At 43.2% G+C, this 19,277-nt stretch carries 16 protein-coding genes; 14 read left to right on the top strand and 2 right to left on the bottom strand.

The window, feature by feature from the left end:
- The first annotated feature begins 69 nt into the window (after positions 1-69).
- The 3 genes from miaB to ATG71_RS16955 all read left to right on the top strand — a co-directional run bounded on the left by miaB (position 70) and on the right by ATG71_RS16955 (position 2,861).
- Complete coding sequence (gene miaB / locus ATG71_RS16965; protein ID WP_098440693.1) at positions 70-1,635, top strand: tRNA (N6-isopentenyl adenosine(37)-C2)-methylthiotransferase MiaB; 1,566 nt, start codon at positions 70-72, stop codon at positions 1,633-1,635.
- A 1-nt stretch (position 1,636) separates the two neighbouring features.
- Positions 1,637-2,068: a YlbF/YmcA family competence regulator gene (locus ATG71_RS16960; protein WP_098440692.1), complete on the top strand. Its 432-nt coding sequence runs from the start codon at positions 1,637-1,639 to the stop codon at positions 2,066-2,068.
- A 256-nt stretch (positions 2,069-2,324) separates the two neighbouring features.
- The gene (locus ATG71_RS16955; RefSeq protein WP_034759992.1) at positions 2,325-2,861 is read left to right on the top strand and encodes an outer spore coat protein CotE; all 537 of its coding nucleotides are present in this window, start codon (positions 2,325-2,327) and stop codon (positions 2,859-2,861) included.
- A 136-nt stretch (positions 2,862-2,997) separates the two neighbouring features.
- Here ATG71_RS16955 and ATG71_RS16950 read toward each other — a convergent pair whose 3' ends face one another.
- Positions 2,998-3,987 carry a YeiH family protein gene (locus ATG71_RS16950; RefSeq protein WP_098440691.1) on the bottom strand — a complete coding sequence of 330 codons (990 nt, stop codon included), beginning with the start codon at positions 3,985-3,987 and terminating at the stop codon, positions 2,998-3,000.
- A 149-nt stretch (positions 3,988-4,136) separates the two neighbouring features.
- On the opposite strand from ATG71_RS16950, the gene ATG71_RS16945 reads away from it, so the two are divergent.
- From ATG71_RS16945 to ATG71_RS16935, 3 genes are all read left to right on the top strand, one after another.
- Complete coding sequence (locus ATG71_RS16945; RefSeq protein WP_098440690.1) at positions 4,137-6,305, top strand: DNA topoisomerase III; 2,169 nt, start codon at positions 4,137-4,139, stop codon at positions 6,303-6,305.
- A 100-nt stretch (positions 6,306-6,405) separates the two neighbouring features.
- Complete coding sequence (locus tag ATG71_RS16940; protein WP_179886571.1) at positions 6,406-6,924, top strand: ankyrin repeat domain-containing protein; 519 nt, start codon at positions 6,406-6,408, stop codon at positions 6,922-6,924.
- 223 nt (positions 6,925-7,147) lie between these two features.
- On the top strand, positions 7,148-8,602 hold the full coding sequence (locus ATG71_RS16935) for a carbon starvation CstA family protein (RefSeq protein ID WP_098440688.1): 1,455 nt from the start codon (positions 7,148-7,150) through the stop codon (positions 8,600-8,602).
- 289 nt (positions 8,603-8,891) lie between these two features.
- Here ATG71_RS16935 and ATG71_RS24025 read toward each other — a convergent pair whose 3' ends face one another.
- Entirely contained in the window at positions 8,892-8,966 is a 75-nt protein-coding gene (locus tag ATG71_RS24025) for a hypothetical protein (protein ID WP_353616315.1), read from the bottom strand.
- 35 nt (positions 8,967-9,001) lie between these two features.
- On the opposite strand from ATG71_RS24025, the gene ATG71_RS16930 reads away from it, so the two are divergent.
- The 8 genes from ATG71_RS16930 (at position 9,002) to ATG71_RS16895 (ending at position 19,263) form a co-directional block, all read left to right on the top strand.
- Positions 9,002-9,892 (top strand): nitrilase-related carbon-nitrogen hydrolase, encoded by an 891-nt coding sequence (locus ATG71_RS16930; protein ID WP_098440687.1) that lies wholly within the window; start codon positions 9,002-9,004, stop codon positions 9,890-9,892.
- A gap of 53 nt (positions 9,893-9,945) precedes the next feature.
- Positions 9,946-11,301 (top strand): NAD(P)-dependent oxidoreductase, encoded by a 1,356-nt coding sequence (locus ATG71_RS16925; protein WP_098440686.1) that lies wholly within the window; start codon positions 9,946-9,948, stop codon positions 11,299-11,301.
- 24 nt (positions 11,302-11,325) lie between these two features.
- Entirely contained in the window at positions 11,326-12,612 is a 1,287-nt protein-coding gene (preA, locus tag ATG71_RS16920; RefSeq protein ID WP_098440685.1) for an NAD-dependent dihydropyrimidine dehydrogenase subunit PreA, read from the top strand.
- Between the two features lie 16 nt (positions 12,613-12,628).
- Positions 12,629-14,056, top strand: a complete 1,428-nt coding sequence (hydA, locus tag ATG71_RS16915; RefSeq protein ID WP_098440684.1) for a dihydropyrimidinase — start codon at positions 12,629-12,631, stop codon at positions 14,054-14,056.
- A gap of 132 nt (positions 14,057-14,188) precedes the next feature.
- Positions 14,189-15,661 carry an NCS1 family transporter gene (locus tag ATG71_RS16910; RefSeq protein WP_098440683.1) on the top strand — a complete coding sequence of 491 codons (1,473 nt, stop codon included), beginning with the start codon at positions 14,189-14,191 and terminating at the stop codon, positions 15,659-15,661.
- A 44-nt stretch (positions 15,662-15,705) separates the two neighbouring features.
- Positions 15,706-15,915 (top strand): hypothetical protein, encoded by a 210-nt coding sequence (locus ATG71_RS16905; RefSeq protein WP_098440682.1) that lies wholly within the window; start codon positions 15,706-15,708, stop codon positions 15,913-15,915.
- 120 nt (positions 15,916-16,035) lie between these two features.
- Complete coding sequence (locus ATG71_RS16900) at positions 16,036-17,637, top strand: PucR family transcriptional regulator (protein ID WP_098440681.1); 1,602 nt, start codon at positions 16,036-16,038, stop codon at positions 17,635-17,637.
- Between the two features lie 159 nt (positions 17,638-17,796).
- The gene (locus ATG71_RS16895) at positions 17,797-19,263 is read left to right on the top strand and encodes a CoA-acylating methylmalonate-semialdehyde dehydrogenase (protein WP_098440680.1); all 1,467 of its coding nucleotides are present in this window, start codon (positions 17,797-17,799) and stop codon (positions 19,261-19,263) included.
- Positions 19,264-19,277: the final 14 nt, after the last annotated feature.

Raw genomic sequence — 19,277 nt, 5'->3', positions numbered from 1 at the left:
CTGTTAATTCGGCCGGCTTTATATATAGAAGAAAACGGTTTGGTTATAGAGGTAGAAAGGGGATTATTCATGAACGAAGAACAGCGAAAACATGGACAACAATCGAAGTCTGTATCTCCAGCAGACCAAAAATCTGTTAAGGATTACAGCAAGTACTTTGAAAGTGTCTATATCCCGCCGTCGTTAAAAGATGCCAAAAAACGTGGGAAAGAAGAAATAAAATACCATAATGATTTTACAATCGATGATCAATATAGAGGACTCGGCGAAGGAAAGAAATTCTATATCCGTACCTATGGTTGTCAAATGAATGAGCATGATACAGAAGTGATGGCAGGTATCTTCATGGCACTCGGCTATGAAGTAACGAATTCGACAGATGATGCGGATGTCATCCTATTGAATACCTGTGCCATCCGTGAAAATGCTGAGAATAAGGTGTTCGGCGAATTAGGACATCTCAAACATTTAAAACGGGAAAAGCCTGATCTATTAATTGGAGTATGCGGATGTATGTCCCAGGAAGAATCGGTTGTCAACAAAATCCTGAAAACCTATCAACAGGTGGACATGATCTTTGGTACGCATAATATTCACCGTCTTCCTCAGATATTATCTGATGCTTATATGTCCAAGGCGATGGTCGTTGAGGTCTGGTCGAAAGAAGGGGACGTCATTGAGAACCTTCCGAAGGTCCGCCGTGGCAATATCAAGGCATGGGTCAATATCATGTATGGGTGTGACAAGTTCTGTACATACTGTATCGTGCCGTATACACGGGGGAAAGAAAGAAGCCGCCGTCCTGAAGAAATCATTCAGGAAGTCCGCCATCTGGCAGCACAGGGATATCAGGAAATCACTCTCCTTGGTCAAAACGTCAACGCATACGGTAAGGATATTGAAGACCTTCAGTATGGGTTGGGAGACTTGATGGATGATCTTCGTAAGGTGGATATTCCACGCATACGGTTCACAACCAGTCATCCAAGGGATTTCGATGATCATTTAATCGAAGTGCTTGCCAAGAAAGGAAATCTGGTCGAGCACATTCATTTACCTGTTCAATCAGGTTCGACAGATGTTCTGAAAATCATGGCACGTAAGTATACCAGGGAACAATTCCTGGAATTAGTCGGTAAAATAAAAAAAGCCATGCCGGACGTGGCGCTCACGACAGATATCATCGTTGGTTACCCAAATGAGACCAATGAACAATTTGAAGAAACCCTTTCTTTATATAAGGAAGTTGGCTTTGAATCGGCGTACACATACATCTACTCTCCACGGGAAGGTACCCCTGCAGCGAAGATGAATGACAACGTGCCGATGGAAGTGAAGAAAGAACGCCTTCAAAGGCTGAATGCGGTTGTGAAAGAATATTCTGCTGAAGCAATGAAGAAATATACGGGTCAAATCGTTGAGGTGCTTGTGGACGGGGAAAGTAAGAAAAATCCGGACATTCTGGCAGGCTACACAAGACGCAGTAAGCTCGTAAACTTCAAGGCTCCTAAAACAGCCATTGGGAAGATAGTGAAAGTGAAGATCACAGATGCCAAGTCCTGGTCTTTGGATGGGGAAATGGTAGGAGAAGGCCAAATCGGAACAGAATTCCAGGAAGCAGTAGAGGTGAAATAATATGGCAAAGTATACAAAAGACGATATTATGAAACGTGCAGAAGAATTGGCAACAATGATTGCTGAAACGGAAGAAGTGGATTTCTTTAAGCGGGCGGAAGCACAGATCCATGAAAATCAAAACGTCCGTGAAATGATCGCAAGTATCAAGAGTTTACAAAAACAAGCCGTTAACTTTCAACACTATGGGAAAATCGAAGCCCTAAAAATGGTGGAGGCAAAAATTGAAAACCTTGAAAAGGAAATCGATGAGATTCCGGTTGTTCAACAATTTAAGGAATCTCAAACGGATGTGAATGATTTACTGCAAATCGTTGCTTCCGTGATTTCAAATAATGTGACAGATCATATCATCGAGACGACCGGGGGAGACTTACTCCGTGGGGAAACAGGATCACATGTGAAAAATTCAGCCCCTGGCAGCTGTTCCTGATTCAGATTTATATTAAACGCCAGACGATTTCAGGTTATAACGACCTATACAGGAAAGGGATATCCCTTTCCTGTATAGGTCGTTTTTTTGTTTGTTATTTCACCGTCCCCGTCATGCGCATTCCGGAACATTCAATTGGGATTCGCATACAATACATTATCTAAGCAACAATCCCATTATGTATTAAAATTTACTCGCACAAACACCTAGATAGTCGCATAAGATGAATTGAAAATGAATGAGGAGGTTCGCTCGAATGGCAGAATATAGAGAGATTATCACGAAAGCGGTCGTAGCGAAGGGACGTAAATTCACACAGTCTCATCATACGATTTGCCCACCGCATAATCCATCGAGCATTTTAGGCTGCTGGATCATCAACCATCAGTATGAAGCACACAAAGTCGGCAAGAAGGTCGAAGTTCACGGTTTTTACGAAATCAACGTATGGTACTCCCACAGTGACAACACGAAGACTTCGGTTGTAACCGAGAGAGTAGAATATACAGATTGCATTAAACTAAAATACCGTGATCCAGACTGCTTAGATGACATTGAAGTATGTGCGAGAGTACTGCAACAGCCAAATTGCTGCGAAGCGGTCATTTCACCGAACGGTAACAAAATCATCGTTCACGTCGAACGTGAATTCCTGGTGGAAGTTATCGGAGAAACAAAAGTATGTGTCCTAGTGAATCCTGAAGGTTGTGACGATGAGGACTGGGATTGCGACTTGGATGATGAAGAATTTGAAGAGTTAGATCCAGACTTCTTAGAAGGCGACGAAGAATAAAATAGACTAGGAAGACGGCCTCTTCCTAGTTTTTTCTTCTTAGCACGTAAGCAGTCGGAAAATGGATATGAACCAACGGGCATCTGTGCAGATGCTCTTTTTTTATGGAATTTAATTACTTTAGTCAGGTTTTCGCTTAGAGGATAAGCAATAAACTGATGACAGTGCATGTGATAGAAGCGATCAATCCCGTCAGGAGAGGTTTAATTCCCAGACGGATGATATCTTTTCCTTTTACTTGAAGACCCACAGCCGTCATCACCATGATGATCATGAACTTGGACGAACTCTTAAGGTATGCCTCCATGGTCATTGGAATCAATCCAAACGTATGAAGCAGTGACACCGCAAGGAACAAAAATATGAACCACGGAAAGGCCTTCTTATAATGAGCTCCCTTTGTGCTTTTCTTTCTTAAGATAAACGGAAGGATAAACATCACAGGAATCAGGAATAACGTTCTGGCAAGCTTCACCGTCGTCGCAACTTCACCTGCTTCGTCTCCATATGCATAACCAACGGCAACCGCCGAAGAAGTATCATGTACGGCGGTACCCGCCCAGATCCCAAACGATAGATCAGACATGTCGAGAAGTTGACCGATGATGGGATACGTAACAAATGCAATTAAATTAAAGAAGACGATCGTGGATAATGCATAAGCGGTTTCATCCTCTTTAGCACCGACGATCCCTTTAACGGCTGAGATCGCTGTGGCTCCACATATGCTGGTGCCGATCCCGATCAATAAGCTCAACCTTTTATCGATACGGAGCCATTTCCCGACAACATAAGTCACTGAAATACCTATGATGACAGAGAAAAATATCACCCATAGAGCTCTTTGACTGATATGGAGGATATCATAAAGGCTCAATCCGACACCTAGAAAAACGATGGCCACTTTCAATAGAACCTTCAAAGTAAACTGTATTCCCGGATCGAAAGCTTTTGGGAGTTTTATTGTGTTTTGGAGGATTGCCCCGATCAAGATCGCAAATAACAAGCTGCCGATCAGTGGAAAAAGAATGCCCAACCCTCTTGATAATAAACTGATTAATAGGATGATGAAGAGGCCCCAGGCTTCTCTCGGAAGAATGGAGCCTTTGTGTTTGTCATGTTGCAAAATTCATTAGCTCCTTTATTAAATCGACCATGTATAAGTATAGTACAATCTCCCTAATGGCGTGAACCAAAATGCACTACTCTATTTATTGTATGTTAAAATAGAAAAGATATAGAAAATATAGACCCAGTAATGAAAGGATTTTTTACATGAAAAAGATTTTGGTCCTGGCAGAAAAACCTTCTGTCGGTAGAGATATTGCCAGAGTACTTCAATGTACGAAAAGTGGAAATGGATTCTTGGAAGGGAATGATTATATCGTCACTTGGGCTCTTGGACACCTGGTGACCCTTGCAGAACCTGAAAGCTATGACGATCGATATAAATCATGGAAGCTCGAGGATCTTCCCATGCTCCCACCGTCCCTTAATCTTGTCGTGATCAAGAAAACGGGAAAACAATTCAGCACGGTCAAAACGCAAATGAACCGCGCTGATGTAAAAGAGATCGTCATTGCGACCGATGCTGGTCGTGAAGGGGAGCTTGTCGCCCGTTGGATCATTGAAAAAGCCCGGGTGAATAAGCCGTTAAAACGGTTATGGATCTCATCTGTCACCGACAAAGCCATCAGGGATGGATTCAAAAAACTGAAAGATGCGAAAAGCTACGAAAATTTATATGCAGCTGCCGAGGCACGGTCCGTCGCCGATTGGTATGTTGGGATGAATGCAACAAGAGCGCTGACCACCAAGCACAATGCCCAATTATCTTGCGGACGTGTACAAACACCGACGATAAGTATCATTGCCCAGCGTGAGGAGGAAATAAAGAATTTCACGCCAAAACCATTTTACGGGATTCAAGCTGTGACGGATAAAGGGACCTTTGTGTGGTCCAACAGGAAAACCAATGATACGCGAACGTTTTCTAAAGAAGAAATCACCTCAATCATGGTGTCATTAAAAGACAGGAAGGAAATCGTCATTCAATCAGTGAAGAAAACATTGAAAAAAAATGGTGCACCTTTCCTCTATGATTTGACTGAATTACAAAGAGATGCCCATAAGATCTTTGGATTTTCTGCTAAAGAGACGCTTTCTATCATGCAGAAATTGTATGAGCAGCATAAATTAGTGACGTACCCAAGGACAGATAGTAAACATTTATCAAGTGATATGGTTTCAACACTCAAGGACAGATTGAAAGCGGTGAACGTCCAACCGTACCGAAAGATGGCCCACAGGGCGTTACAGAGCTCAGTGCAATTGTCAAAAGCTTATGTAGATGATCAAAAGGTGACAGATCATCATGCGATTATCCCGACGGAGGAAACACCTTTTCTTCAGAAGCTGCAGGACAGGGAAAGAAAAGTATATGATTTAATCGTCAAGCGTTTCTTAGCCGTATTCCTTCCTCCATATCAGTACGAACAAACGACTGTAGAAGCCACAATCGGGTCAGAAACATTTCAAACAAAAGGGAAGCGGATTGTAGACTCCGGATGGAAAGAACTTTATGATCATACCACTGAAGCAGACCAACTTCTTTCGAGGATGGAAGAAGGGGACGGCTATCCGGTCCTCTCAATGAAAGAAACAGAGGGACATACCAATCCTCCAGGAAGATTTAATGAGGGAACACTGTTGTCTGCCATGGAGAACCCGAAGAAGTTCATGAAAGAAAGCAATAAAGATTTGCTCGCTACAATTTCTGAGGCAGGCGGACTTGGTACTGTCGCAACCAGGGCAGATATTATTGAAAAGCTCTTCAATTCAGGGGTAATAGAGTCAAAAGGAAAAGATATTCATATAACTTCCAAAGGGAAGCAGCTATTGGAACTTGCACCCCTGGACCTCAGGTCACCTACTTTGACAGCGGTGTGGGAGCAAAAGCTTGAAAAAATCGCTAACGGTTCCCTCAAGAAACAGGAATTTCTGAAAGAAATCAAGGATTATACGAAGAAGTCTGTCAGTGAAATCAAAAACTCAACCCAAAAATTCACCCATGATAACCTGACAGGTACGAAATGCCCGGACTGTGGGAATTTAATGTTAGAAATAAAAAATAAGCATGGAAAGAAACTGGTTTGCCAAGACAGGGAATGTGGTCACCGGAAAAATATCAGCAAGAAAACGAATGCCCGGTGTCCGAATTGCCATAAACGCCTGGATTTAAGAGGAGAAGGGGAAGGGCAGACTTTCACTTGTGTTTGTGGACATAGAGAAAAGCTATCCACATTCAATGATAGAAGAAAAAAAGAAAAGAATAGTAAAGCGACTAAAAGGGATGTTAATAAATATTTAAATACACAACAGAAGGAAGAGCCGGTCAATACAGCATTGGCTGATGCCTTAGCTAAATTAAAATTGGATCAGTAGCCATTCCTGGGGATGAGTGCCTATTTTGGCAATCATCTCTATCTTTTATCGGGATAAATTGGTAGAATATTTGTAATTATGAAAAAATGAGGTGAATTCATTGACATCTTTTACAATTGAAGAGTTTTTTGAGGCAATCGAAACGGGCGATAAAGCGGTAGTGGAGCAAACGTTGAGAAATGATACAAATCTTTGTAATGCAGAGAATGAACAGGGTTTAACCGCACTCGGAGTGGCGTCGCATTTTGATCAAAAGGAAATTGTGGAGCTTCTTTTAAATTTTGGTGCAGATATCAATTCCGTTTCCAATTCAAAGGTATCGTATATTCCATCCAACACAGCATTACATGCAGGGATTGCCGGTAAAGCGTCGAAAGAATTAGTGGAATTCCTGCTCGATCAGGGAGCGAATGTAAATCAGAGTGATTCATCCGGCTATACACCATTACATATTGCTGCATTTGATGGATCAGCAGAGGTCGTGTCTTTGCTGCTGGCTTATGGAGACGAACGAGCTGTCCAATCGGAAGATACCCAATCTCCTTTGGAAATCGCTACTGAAAGAAATAATAAGGATTTCTTGAAGGCTCACGAAAAATTTGTTCAAACGAAAATATAGAATCCGATGAGGCGCATTCCCAAATGGGGATGCGTCTTTATTATATTAAAAAAATTTTCTAAGAATTGTACGCGGTTTCATTGTTAGTTTAATAGGCTTTAGTTGAATCAACTTATGTTTATTTATTCTGAAAAAATAATGTTTTTAGAAAATTCTGTTGTTATTTGTCGTTTTTCGTATTAGAATAAACGTTAATTTCAAATAGTGAAGGGAGGACATCGTGATGCTCACATTTCTTGCATCCATCTGTATTCTGGTAGTTGGTTATTTCTTTTATTCAAAGGTGGTAGAAAAGATTTTCGGGGTGGATGATTCCAATATCACACCTGCATATGCTAATAAAGACGGCTTGGATTATATGCCCATGAGCTGGTGGAAAGCAAGTCTGGTTCAACTCTTGAACATTGCGGGATTGGGTCCGATCTTCGGTGCGATACTGGGTGCTTTATACGGTCCCGTCGCCTTCCTGTGGATTGTGATAGGAACATTATTCGCTGGAGCCGTACATGATTATTTTTCCGGGATGCTCTCTCTCAGACATAATGGGGCACAGTTTCCGACAATCGTTGGGAAATATTTAGGGAAACCCGTTCAATCCGTCATGAATATATTATCCATCGTGTTAATGATCCTTGTCGCTGCAGCCTTTACATCGGGTCCGGCGCAACTCATGGCAGAGGTGACGCCGCTTAACTTTATGACATCTCTGGTTATTATCTTTACATATTTTCTGATTGCAACTGTTTTACCGATTAATAAAATCATCGGTAGAATTTATCCAATTTTCGGTGCGATACTTATATTTATGGCGGTAGCAATCGGAATCGGATTATTCTTCTTTGAACATCCGGTACCGAATTTAACATTTGAGAACATGCATCCAGGCGACCTGCCTTTATGGCCTCTCTTAATGGTCACCGTGTCATGCGGAGCCATTTCCGGCTTCCATTCTACTCAAAGTCCGATCTTGGCCAGGACCCTGAAACGGGAAAGCGAAGGTCGAAAAGTATTTTATGGGGCGATGGTTGCTGAAGGAATCATCGCGCTTATCTGGGCTGCTGCAGGGATGGCATTCTTTAATGGCACAGCCGGTCTTCAGGAAGCACTCGCTTCAGGAGGTCCTGCAGGGGTAGTCAATGAGATCAGCAAAACGACACTAGGCACTCTCGGCGGGATACTGGCCGTCCTTGGTGTCATCATCCTCCCGGTGACGACAGGGGATACCGCCCTCAGATCGTCACGTATGATGCTCGCAGATTTACTGACCGATTTCAGAAAAAAAGAATTGAAAGGGAAATGGCTTTCAGGATTACTCGTCATCCCTGTTGCAGTACCTACTTTCCTGCTGACTCAAATCGATTATACCTTTCTTTGGAGGTATGTAGGCTGGTCGAATCAGGTAGTTGCGACTGTCATGCTTTGGACTGCTTCTATCTATTTATTGCAGAAAGCAAGATTTCATTGGATTTGCAGCCTTCCCGCATTGTTTATGACAGGAGTGGTAAGTTCGTATATTTTTTATGCACCGGAGGGGTTCGGTCTTTCGTATTCAACTTCTATGGTTCTTGGTGCCATCATCTGGATAGCCGTATTGTCCTGGTTTATTGGACAAGTAGTAAAGTACAGACCGGAAAGACAACGGTCACTGAAAATGAAATCAGTCAATTCATTCCGTTAAACGAAGAAACAGCCTTTTCATTTGAGAAGGCTGTTTTTTTGTGCATAAAAAATAAAATGAAAGGAGGGATTTGTGAATTTTGTCGATTAAAATCTTAATTTTTATAATATTTAGACAAGTTATTCTACAAATTTCGCAAAGTGCCTATGATACCTTATGAGAAACGGACAAGATGGCTCAAAAATTATTGACAATACATAATGACAAATGGTGAAGGTAGTTCGTCTTACAGAATGTATAATGCAATCTATTTTGGTACGGGTTAAAATTAAGTGAAAATAGTAAAAATTCAGAATTTATTTAGAGGGCAGTGAAATCTAGTAAGTGTTAACTTATGAACTATAACAATGAAAGCGCTTACTATTTTTATAAAAATCTTAATGTAATGGGGGAATTCGAATGTCAGATTTGGTTACAATCGGACTCATTCAGGCTTCTCATGATGTGGACGGGAATGAAACAGTGGACGTCCATAAAAAAAATGCTATCAAAAAGCATGTGGAACTAGTGAGGGATGCAGCGAAAAAAGGGGCGCAGATCATATGCTTGCAGGAGATATTCTATGGGCCTTACTTTTGTTCAGAGCAGAATCCTAAATGGTATGACTCTGCTGAAGAAATCCCGAATGGCCCGACTACAAAACAATTCCAGGAGTTGGCCCAAGAGCTAAGTGTAGTCATCGTCCTGCCGATCTATGAGCGGGAAGGAATAGCAACCTACTATAATACGGCAGCTGTCATCGACGCAGATGGGACATACTTGGGGAAATATCGAAAGCAGCATATCCCTCACGTGGGTGTCGGTGAGGAGGGATACGGGTTCTGGGAGAAATATTATTTCAAACCTGGAAATCTAGGGTATCCGGTATTTGATACGGCTTATGCCAAGGTAGGGGTCTACATCTGTTATGACAGGCATTTCCCTGAAGGAGCGCGTTTATTAGGATTGAAGGGAGCGGAAATTGTCTTTAATCCCTCAGCGACCGTAGCAGGGCTTTCCGAATACTTATGGAAACTTGAACAACCTGCTCATGCAGTGGCGAATGGGTACTATTTGGGTGCCATCAATCGCGTCGGATATGAAGGTCCCTGGAATATGGGTGAATTCTATGGCCAGTCCTATCTCGTTGATCCAAGGGGGAGCTTTGTTTCAGTTGGAAGCAGGGATCAGGATGAAGTGATCATAGGGGAAATGAATAAGAAATTATTAAGGGAAGTAAGGGACACATGGCAGTTTTACCGTGACCGGAGACCAGAAACCTATAACGATATGACGGCGTTACTTCCTTAACCAAGCTGGAACGATAAGGAGTGCGAATCGGAAATGAAGAGGGGGAAGTCAGTTTGTCTAACACACTTTCATTACTCAATCTAGAGAAGAATTTTCAGGAAGCCCATAAGGGATTAACGGGCAGGGAGGCATTGGAGGAAGCGAATCGATGTTTGTACTGCTATGATGCACCTTGCATTCATGCCTGCCCGACAAGCATCGATATACCATCATTTATCAAAAAGATTGCCTCAGGGAATTTAAAGGGTTCCGCTAAGACAATCATGACTGCCAATCCCGTTGGGGCGAGCTGCTCAAGGGTCTGTCCGACAGAGGAGCTATGTGAAGGAGCATGCGTACTGAATTCTTCAACCAAACCCATTATGATCGGCGATCTTCAACGCTATGCAACAGATTGGGCAAGACATAATGACACTGTGCTCTTTGAAGCGGGAGAGCCTAACGGCAAGAAAGTCGGAATTATCGGAGCGGGACCGGCAGGACTTTCTGCAGCAAGGGAACTCGCGAGGTTTGGATATGATGTAACGATTTATGAGGCTGAAAAAGAAGCGGGGGGCTTAAATACTTATGGTATCGTTTCGTTCCGCCTTCCTCAGAGCATTTCTTATTGGGAAGTGGAACAGATTAAGAAACTGAATGTAAAGATCCGGACAAGTGTAAAAGTGGGTCAGGATATTTCTGCCGAGGAGATCCTCATGAAACATGACTTTGTCATCCTGGCTGCAGGAATGTCGAGTGTACCGGACTTGCGGATTGAAGGAGAAGAATTGTTAGGCGTGCATGATGCCATCGAGTTTGTGAAAAAGACCAAAAGCGCCAAGTTGAATCACGACTACATCGGTAAAAAAGTAGTGGTGATCGGTGCTGGAAACACAGCCATTGATGGAGCCACATGCTCCATTCGACTAGGCGCAGAGAATGTGAAAATCTTATACCGGCGTACAAAAGAAGAAATGACAGCTTATGATTTTGAATACGAATTTGCAAAGCAGGACGGTGTGGAATTCCGTTGGTTGACGGCTCCCCAAAGAATCATCGGGAATGAAAAAGGAGAGGTTACAGGGATAGAATGTATCAAGATGGAGCTTGGGGAACAAGGGCCAGATGGAAGAAGGCGCCCCATTCCGGTTAAAGGTTCAGAATTCATTTTGCCCGTTGACGTCGTCATTAAAGCCATAGGGCAGACTCGTCATCTTACACTCATTGAACAATTCGGGTTGGAGCACTCTGAAGGAGTGGTGAAAGTTGATCCCGGTACTTTTCAAACGTCGAATCCTTCGATTTTTGCCTGTGGGGACATCGTATTCGGTAAAGGTATCGGGGAAGCGATGGTCGTTACGGCAGCAGAGCAAGGGAAGCAGGCAGCATATCAATTACATGAGATCTGTTCGACAGTAAAAATGAATTAAAACTGTTTAAGAGGGGGGAATTCCATGGCGAATTTAAGCATAGATTTAGCGGGTATTAAATCACCCAATCCATTTTGGTTAGCATCCGCGCCACCGACGAACTCAGGGTATCAGGTTCAAAGGGCTTTCGAGGCTGGTTGGGGAGGTGCGGTTTGGAAGACGTTGGGTGAACCTATCATCAATGTTTCATCGAGGTTTGCAGCCGTAAGCTTTAACGGCCAGAGGGTAGCGGGTTTCAACAATATCGAACTGATTACGGATCGTCCATTGGAAGTGAACTTAAAAGAGATATATGAAACCAAGAAGAGATTCCCGAATCACGCCATCATTGCTTCCCTAATGGTGGAGCCGAAGCAGGAAAAGTGGCATGAAATCGTCAAAAAAGTGGAGGATGTAGGCGTTGATGGATTGGAACTGAATTTCGGATGTCCACACGGAATGGCTGAACGGGGAATGGGGTCGGCCTCCGGTCAAGTGCCGGAGCTTGTCGAGAAACAAACTCACTGGGCAAAGGAAGTGGCCAGGACACCGGTCATTGTTAAACTGACACCCAATATAACAGATATCACCGTGACAGCCGAAGCAGCCGTCCGAGGCGGAGCGGATGCTGTCAGCATGATCAATACGATCAATAGTCTTGCGGGAGTGGATCTGGATTCATGGAACACCATTCCTCATGTTGCCGGTAAGGGAGCTCACGGTGGATACTGCGGGCCTGCAGTGAAACCTATTTCCTTAAACATGGTGGCAGAATGTGCCAGAAACCCTAGGATCAATGTTCCGATTTCAGGCATGGGGGGAGTTTCGAACTGGCAGGACGCCGTTGAGTTCATGCTCATGGGTGCTTCCGGGGTGCAAGTATGCACGGCTGCCATGCACCACGGTTTCAGGATTGTCGAGGATATGCTGGATGGGTTGAATAATTACTTAGATGACAAAGGCATATCAAGCGTTCAGGAGATCGTTGGAAAGTCAGTGCCTAGATTTTCCGATTGGGGTAATCTGGATCTGAATTATAGTGTAGTGGCCCAGATCAATAATGACGTGTGTATCAATTGTAATAAGTGCCACATTGCATGTGAAGATACGTCGCATCAGTGTATTGATATGCTAAAGGATCCTGATGGAAATAGCTATCTGAAGGTAAGAGAAGAAGATTGTGTCGGATGTAATCTATGCTCGATTGTCTGTCCGGTTGATGGTGCCATAGACATGATTGAAGTTCCGAGTGGTCAGATGCCGATGACCTGGAACCAACGTCAAGCAGTCATGAGTAACCTGTCCGGCTCTAAAGTAAATGCAGTAAAATAACCCAGGAGGTACCGTTATGGATAAAATCATTCAAAATGGAACGATTGTCACAGCAACCGATACGTATAAAGCAGATATCCTGATACAGGACGGAAAGATTGCAGCGATTGGAAAAGGGTTTGATCCAGGAGAGGCTGAAGTGATCGATGCTAGGGGGAAATTCATTTTTCCAGGAGGCGTCGATCCCCATACACATCTGGAAATGCCATTTGGTGGCACGGTTTCAAAGGATGACTTTGAAACCGGAACAATCGCCGCTGCATTTGGTGGGACAACGACCCTCATAGATTTCTGTTTAACGAATAAAGGAGAACCTCTTCAAAGTGCCATCGATACATGGCATGCAAAATCAAAGGATAAAGCCGTTATCGATTATAGCTTCCACCTGATGATCGGGGAGATCAACCAAGAGGTTCTCTCTCAGCTGCCTGAAGTCATACAGCAGGAAGGCATCACATCGTTCAAAGTGTTTATGGCGTACAAAAATGTATTTCAGGCAGATGATGAAACCTTATTTAGAACATTGGTTGCTGCGAGGGACCTCGGGGCTCTCGTCATGGTTCATGCAGAGAATGGGGATGTCATTGAATATTTAACCGAAAAGGCATTAGAGGAAGGGAAAACGGAACCGATTTATCATGCTTTGACGAGACCTCCTGAACTTGAAGGGGAAGCCACCGGCAGAGCAGCTAAATTAACGGGATTAGCGGATTCGCAATTATATGTTGTACATGTATCCTGTTCGGAGGCCGTAGATCAGATTTCAGCGGCGAGGAGTAAAGGGTTGAATGTATGGGGAGAAACATGTCCACAGTATCTGGTGCTTGATCAAACTTATTTGGAACGTCCTAACTTTGAAGGGGCGAAATACGTATGGTCCCCTCCACTCCGGGAAAAGTGGCATCAGGAAGTTTTATGGAACGCATTGAAAAGCGGGCAGCTCCAAACATTGGGATCTGATCAATGTTCTTTTGATTTCCAGGGACAGAAGGACCTTGGGAAAGAAGATTTCACTAAAATTCCGAATGGCGGACCAATCATTGAGGACCGTGTATCCATATTATTCTCAGAAGGGGTTGAAAAAGGACGCATAAGTTTGAATCAGTTTGTAGATATCATGTCAACTAGAAGTGCTAAATTGTTTGGGTTGTATCCTCAGAAAGGAACCGTAGCCGTTGGGTCGGATGCAGATATCGTCATCTTTGATCCGCAGGCAGAAAGAGTCATCTCTGCTGCGACCCATCATATGGCGGCTGATTATAACCCGTTTGAAGGCATGAAGATCAAAGGAGAACCGGTTTCTGTGTTATCCAGGGGTGAATATGTCATCAAAGATAAAAAGTTTGTAGGAAAGCAGGGTACCGGAAAGTATATTAAGAGAGCGAAATACGGTGACCTGCTGGTAAATGAAGAGAGTGCAGCACTTCAACCCTCTAAGAGCTGAAAACCATTATAGATAATCATCCATCTTAATCTAAGAACGACTCCTCGCGAGACGGGTGCAGGGACTGCGCCCACTCGCCTCTCTTGTGAGAAGATTGGGAAAGCCATTCGAAGCAAACAAAGTGGGGTGTTCATGTTGAAAAGAAGTTATTTAAAGTCTCCTGATTTATTACCGATCAAAGAAAGTGAAAGGAAAGTTACAAAGCTTGGTTATTCCTTTATGTGGGTGGGGATGGTCGTCGTACTTGCAACATTCGCAATCGGTGGGGCAGGCGTCGTATCGTTACCATTACCCCTCGTTGTTTTAGCCACAATCATTGGTTCCCTTGCCATTGGCTTATTTATAACCTTAACAGGCGATATCGGAATCGAACATGGTTTATCCTTCCCTGTATACATGAGAGCACCCTTCGGAACGATCGGGACACATATTCCATCCGTGGTCCGTGGCCTGGCTGCTTCCATGTGGTTCGGAATCAACACATACTTCGGTGCTACAGCGATGAACGGAATTCTTAATATATTATCAGGTTTTGATAATTGGTTTGTTTGCTTCATGATTTTTGCGATTCTTCAATTGGTGAATACGGCACTTGGAATTAAAGCTGTGGAACGTTTTGCGGACCTTGCCGCCCCAGTCATCATTCTCATCTCAGTCTGGATGTATTCGTCATTATCAGACTCTGCAGCCTCTCAGGGAAGAGATATTTGGAGCTGGGTTGAAAGTCCGGTGACGGGGGCAGCCACATTTACTGCTTTCCTTGTTGTGATTTTTAGTAATATGGGATTTTGGGCAACACTTTCAGCAGATATTCCTTCCATTTCACGCTTCATGAAGGCTCCAAGCAATGAAAGGAATTGGTTCAAGAGAAATCGGAGTGCACTCATAGGTAATCTTATTGCCCTGCCGATTACTCAAGCATTTATGGTATTAATCGGTGGTATTTCGTATATAGCCGTACTGAATTATGATCCTGTAGTTGCCCTGCAGGAGGCGGCAAGCGGATTTGTCCTAGGAGTCCTGCTCCTGATGATCGTCCTGGCACAATGGTCTACGAATATTGCGGCCAATATAGTACCTGCCGCCACCATTTTTTCAAATGTAGGGGGACCCAAATTTCCTTTTTGGGCTGGTGTGTTAACAGCCGGAGTCGTGGGGACGATCGTCCAGCCTTGGAACCTTTTCGATATTATCATTCCCGTTCTGCTGTTTGTAGGGGGGATTTTATCCGCCATCGTTGGAATATTGATATCAGATTACTATTTTATAAGAAAACGCCGGGTTAATGTCCCCGCATTATATGAAGACAGGGGACAATTCAGCTATATGAAAGGTATCAATCTTGCGGGCTTCATCTCATGGATCCTTGGGGCGGTAGCTTCATATTTCGTTCCTAACTTCTCGTTTCTGGTTGGATTTGGAATAGGAGCCGTCTGCTATTACGTATTGGCTAAATATTGGTGGTTCAAGAAGTATGAGCAGGCAGAACTTTCCGATCCCAGTGATGAGAAGTATCTGGGAATGTCGGTAGGTCGTGATTGGATCATTGAAGAAGCAGAGGAAAACGTTATTGAAAAATCCCCAACAGGCACAAGTTTTTCTTGAATGGGCGAAAGTGGTACCAATTAGGATAATGAAAGGGTGTCGAAATGTCCGATTATCAAGAGTTCTTAAGCGAAAGAGACAAAATTGATTTTCTCCTGCAAAAGGGTTTTAAAATAGAAAAGGTCACTGAAAATCTCAGTGGGGCTTTTGTTGTATTTAAACATACTGAAAATAAGAGAAGCGCCACTTTGCATGTAAAAACGGCGAATGCACGAAAGTATTTTTCAAATCTATTATTTCAAACACTTCATTGAAAGCGGGCTAAGCGGCTTGAGGAGATACAGTTTGCGATCCCCCATACTGAAGAGGAGTGAAGGATTGGTTCTACCAATCCTTTTTCTCCATTTACTACGCCAAACAAAAGGGAGAGAAGGATGAAAAGTCATTTCTATTTTTCAGTGAAAGATATCCTGGAAAGAAAGTACTTTGAACACGCTAAGGTGATAGCTGGGCACAGAGGTCTCTCCAGACAAGTAAAATGGGTCCACATTGTCGAAGTCACTTCCATAAAAAATCTTCTTAACGGGAACGAATTGATCCTTTCGACTGGTCTTGCCCTGAAGGAGGAAGGGAGTTTCCTCTCACTCATTCACCAGTTGGGGGCTTGTGAAGCAGCTGCCCTTTGTATTGAACTTGATACGAATATCTCTACCATACCAGCAGCTGTATTGGAGTGGGCGGATCAATTTGATTTCCCCATCATTGTTTTTGAAAAAGAAGTCCCTTTTGTCAGTATCACGCAGGATATACACGCCGTAATCATCAATCAACAATATGAGATGATCAAGAAACTTGATTTCTATGCTCAGAACCTGAATAAGCTGCTGCTGTCAGTCAAGCACTGCAGGGATATACTTCAAGTATTACATAAAGAATTGAATGTACCGGTACTTTTTCAATTGAAAGAACAAGATGTTAAGGTTCATCCCTTAATGTGTTCGTCTGAAGAAGAGCGCTTCCTGCAAAACTACTATAAGAGCAAAGACAGTAAAGATCATCACGTTGCTTCAACGAAGGTCATCCTATTTGATCAGGAGTATGCAGAGCTTTGCATCTGCCGATACAATCATCCGTTCAGTGAATATGAGCTGCTGATACTTGACCGGACATCCACCGCCCTTGCTCAATATTGGATGAGGGAATTGTATTTTGATGAACAAAAACGCTTGGAAGAATCAAAATGGATCATGTCCTGGTTAAAAGGAGATCAGTCATACGATGGACTTGCCGCGTTCATGGATGAACTAAACGTATCGATCCACGGTGGTGTCGTGTGTATATGCAAGACAAATGCACTGGCTGATAAAGAAATGCTTGATTTAACCTTCTTCAATCTAGTAACAAAAAGCATATTTGAACAATATGGTTTCAAAGTGGTGCCCGAAAGGATTGATCATGATTTAGTCTTCATTCTCCTTGATACCCGGAGAACCGGTGATTGGAAGGTGCGATTGATCAGTGCTTATGAAAAGATTTTAAAATCAGGATTTTTCAGAAAGTCGTCAGGTGCCATTTTTGCCACAGGTAAATATCAACTCGAGATGATGGATATTCATAGAAGCTATGAAACTGCGAAAGATACCCTTGCGTTTCGAACGAAAGTCGATGGAGGGGACAACTATTGTTTCTTTGATGACATTCATTTATTCAGATTGATTTCAATTGTCAACGAGAATGTGAATATGTGGGAAATGATAGAAGAATTTCTTTCCCCGTTAATAGAATATGACAGGGACCACGATGGGGATTTATTGAAGACACTCAAAGTTTTCCTGGCTTGTCAGGGGTCAAAGCAAGAAACCTCCAAAAGATTATTTATCGTGAGACAAACACTCTATCATAGACTGAAGAAAATAGAAGATATGCTTGGTGAAGATTTCATGAGATCGGATAAACGGGTGACAATCGAATTTCTTTTGGCGGCGCATGAATATTTGCAGCCTCAAAGCTTATTGAAGAAGACAAAGGTACATTAAAGAAAGCTTTGGGATATAGTGTCCAACGGGAATCCCGGGTTATGTTACACAATGTCTAATGAATGACCTGACGTTTTCTTTCATAATGAAAGTATTAAGTATACAGAAAGTTCTGATCTTCTTCGAGAATATTTTTAAAAAAATAAGGAGGAACTGAATATGACTGTAATAAAAAAAGATGTAGCAGTATTGAAAAATTACATTGGGGGTAAGTGGGTGGATTCTCTCAGCTCACAAACATTGGAAGTCTTAAATCCAGCCACAAATGAAGAGATTGCGAGGGTTCCGATCTCTACCAAAGAAGATGTGGCGATGGCAGTGAAAGCTGCGAAGCATGCCTCAGAAACATGGAAAAAGACCCCGGTGCCAAAACGTGCCAGAATTCTGTATAGATATCATACATTGCTTTCAGACAATCACGATGATCTGGCGGGATTAGTGGTGCAGGAGAATGGGAAATCATTCAAAGAAGCGTATGGGGAAGTACAACGAGGACTAGAATGTGTGGAATTCGCTTGTGGAGCACCCACCCTCATGATGGGAGAGACGCTCAGTGGGATAGCGGAAGATATCGACTCCGAAATGTTCCGCTATCCACTAGGTGTTGTAGGGGGGATTACTCCTTTCAACTTCCCGATGATGGTCCCGTTATGGATGTTCCCCCTTGCCATCGCCTGTGGAAATACTTTCGTATTGAAGCCATCTGAAAGAACCCCGATCTTAGCCAATAGACTTGCAGAGCTGTTAACGGAAGCGGGAATGCCTGAGGGGGTCCTAAACGTGGTGCACGGTGCCCACGATGTGGTGAATGGCTTACTGGAGAACAAGGACATTGCGGCCATATCATTTGTCGGAAGCCAGCCTGTTGCGAAATATGTATATCAACAAGCCGCCTCACAAGGAAAAAGGGTGCAGGCACTATCAGGGGCAAAAAACCATCATATCGTCATGCCAGATGCGGATTTTAATAAAGCCGCTGAACACATTATCAGTTCAGCATTCGGCAGTGCAGGACAGAGATGCATGGCATGCAGTGCAGTAGTGGTGGTTGGAGACAATGAAGAGTTTGTAAAGGCTTTAAATAAAAAAGCAGACGAATTATGTATAGGGAATGGGATGGATGAGGAAGTACTGCTGACTCCGGTCATTCGAAAGGAAAATCGGGAGAAGACTCTCGGTTATATTGAAAAAGGCATACAGGAAGGAGCATCACTTATTAGGGACGGCCGTAAAGAGATGGAAGATTTCAAGGAAGGGAACTTCTTGGGGGCAACGATCTTTGACCATGTGACACCAGAAATGACAATCGCAAAAGAAGAAATGTTTGCACCTATCCTCAGTCTTTTAAGAGCTGAAGATCTGGACGGGGGACTGGATTACATCCGCCAGTCAAGATACGGTAATGGTGCAACGATCTATACGAAAGACGCCGGCGCCGTCCGACAGTTCAGGGAGGAAGCAGACGCAGGGATGCTGGGTATTAATGTGGGGGTTCCTGCGACAATGGCATTCTTCCCGTTTTCAGGGTGGAAGGACTCTTTCTATGGAGATATGCATGTAAATGGTAAAGACGGAGTAAATTTCTATACTAGGAAGAAAATGATCACTTCTCGATTTGATTTTTAATCAGGGTTAGGGGG

This window comes from Bacillus sp. es.034 (genome assembly GCF_002563655.1).
Classification (GTDB): Bacteria; Bacillota; Bacilli; order Bacillales; family Bacillaceae_B; genus Rossellomorea.
This window is presented reverse-complemented; position numbering and strand designations above follow the sequence as displayed.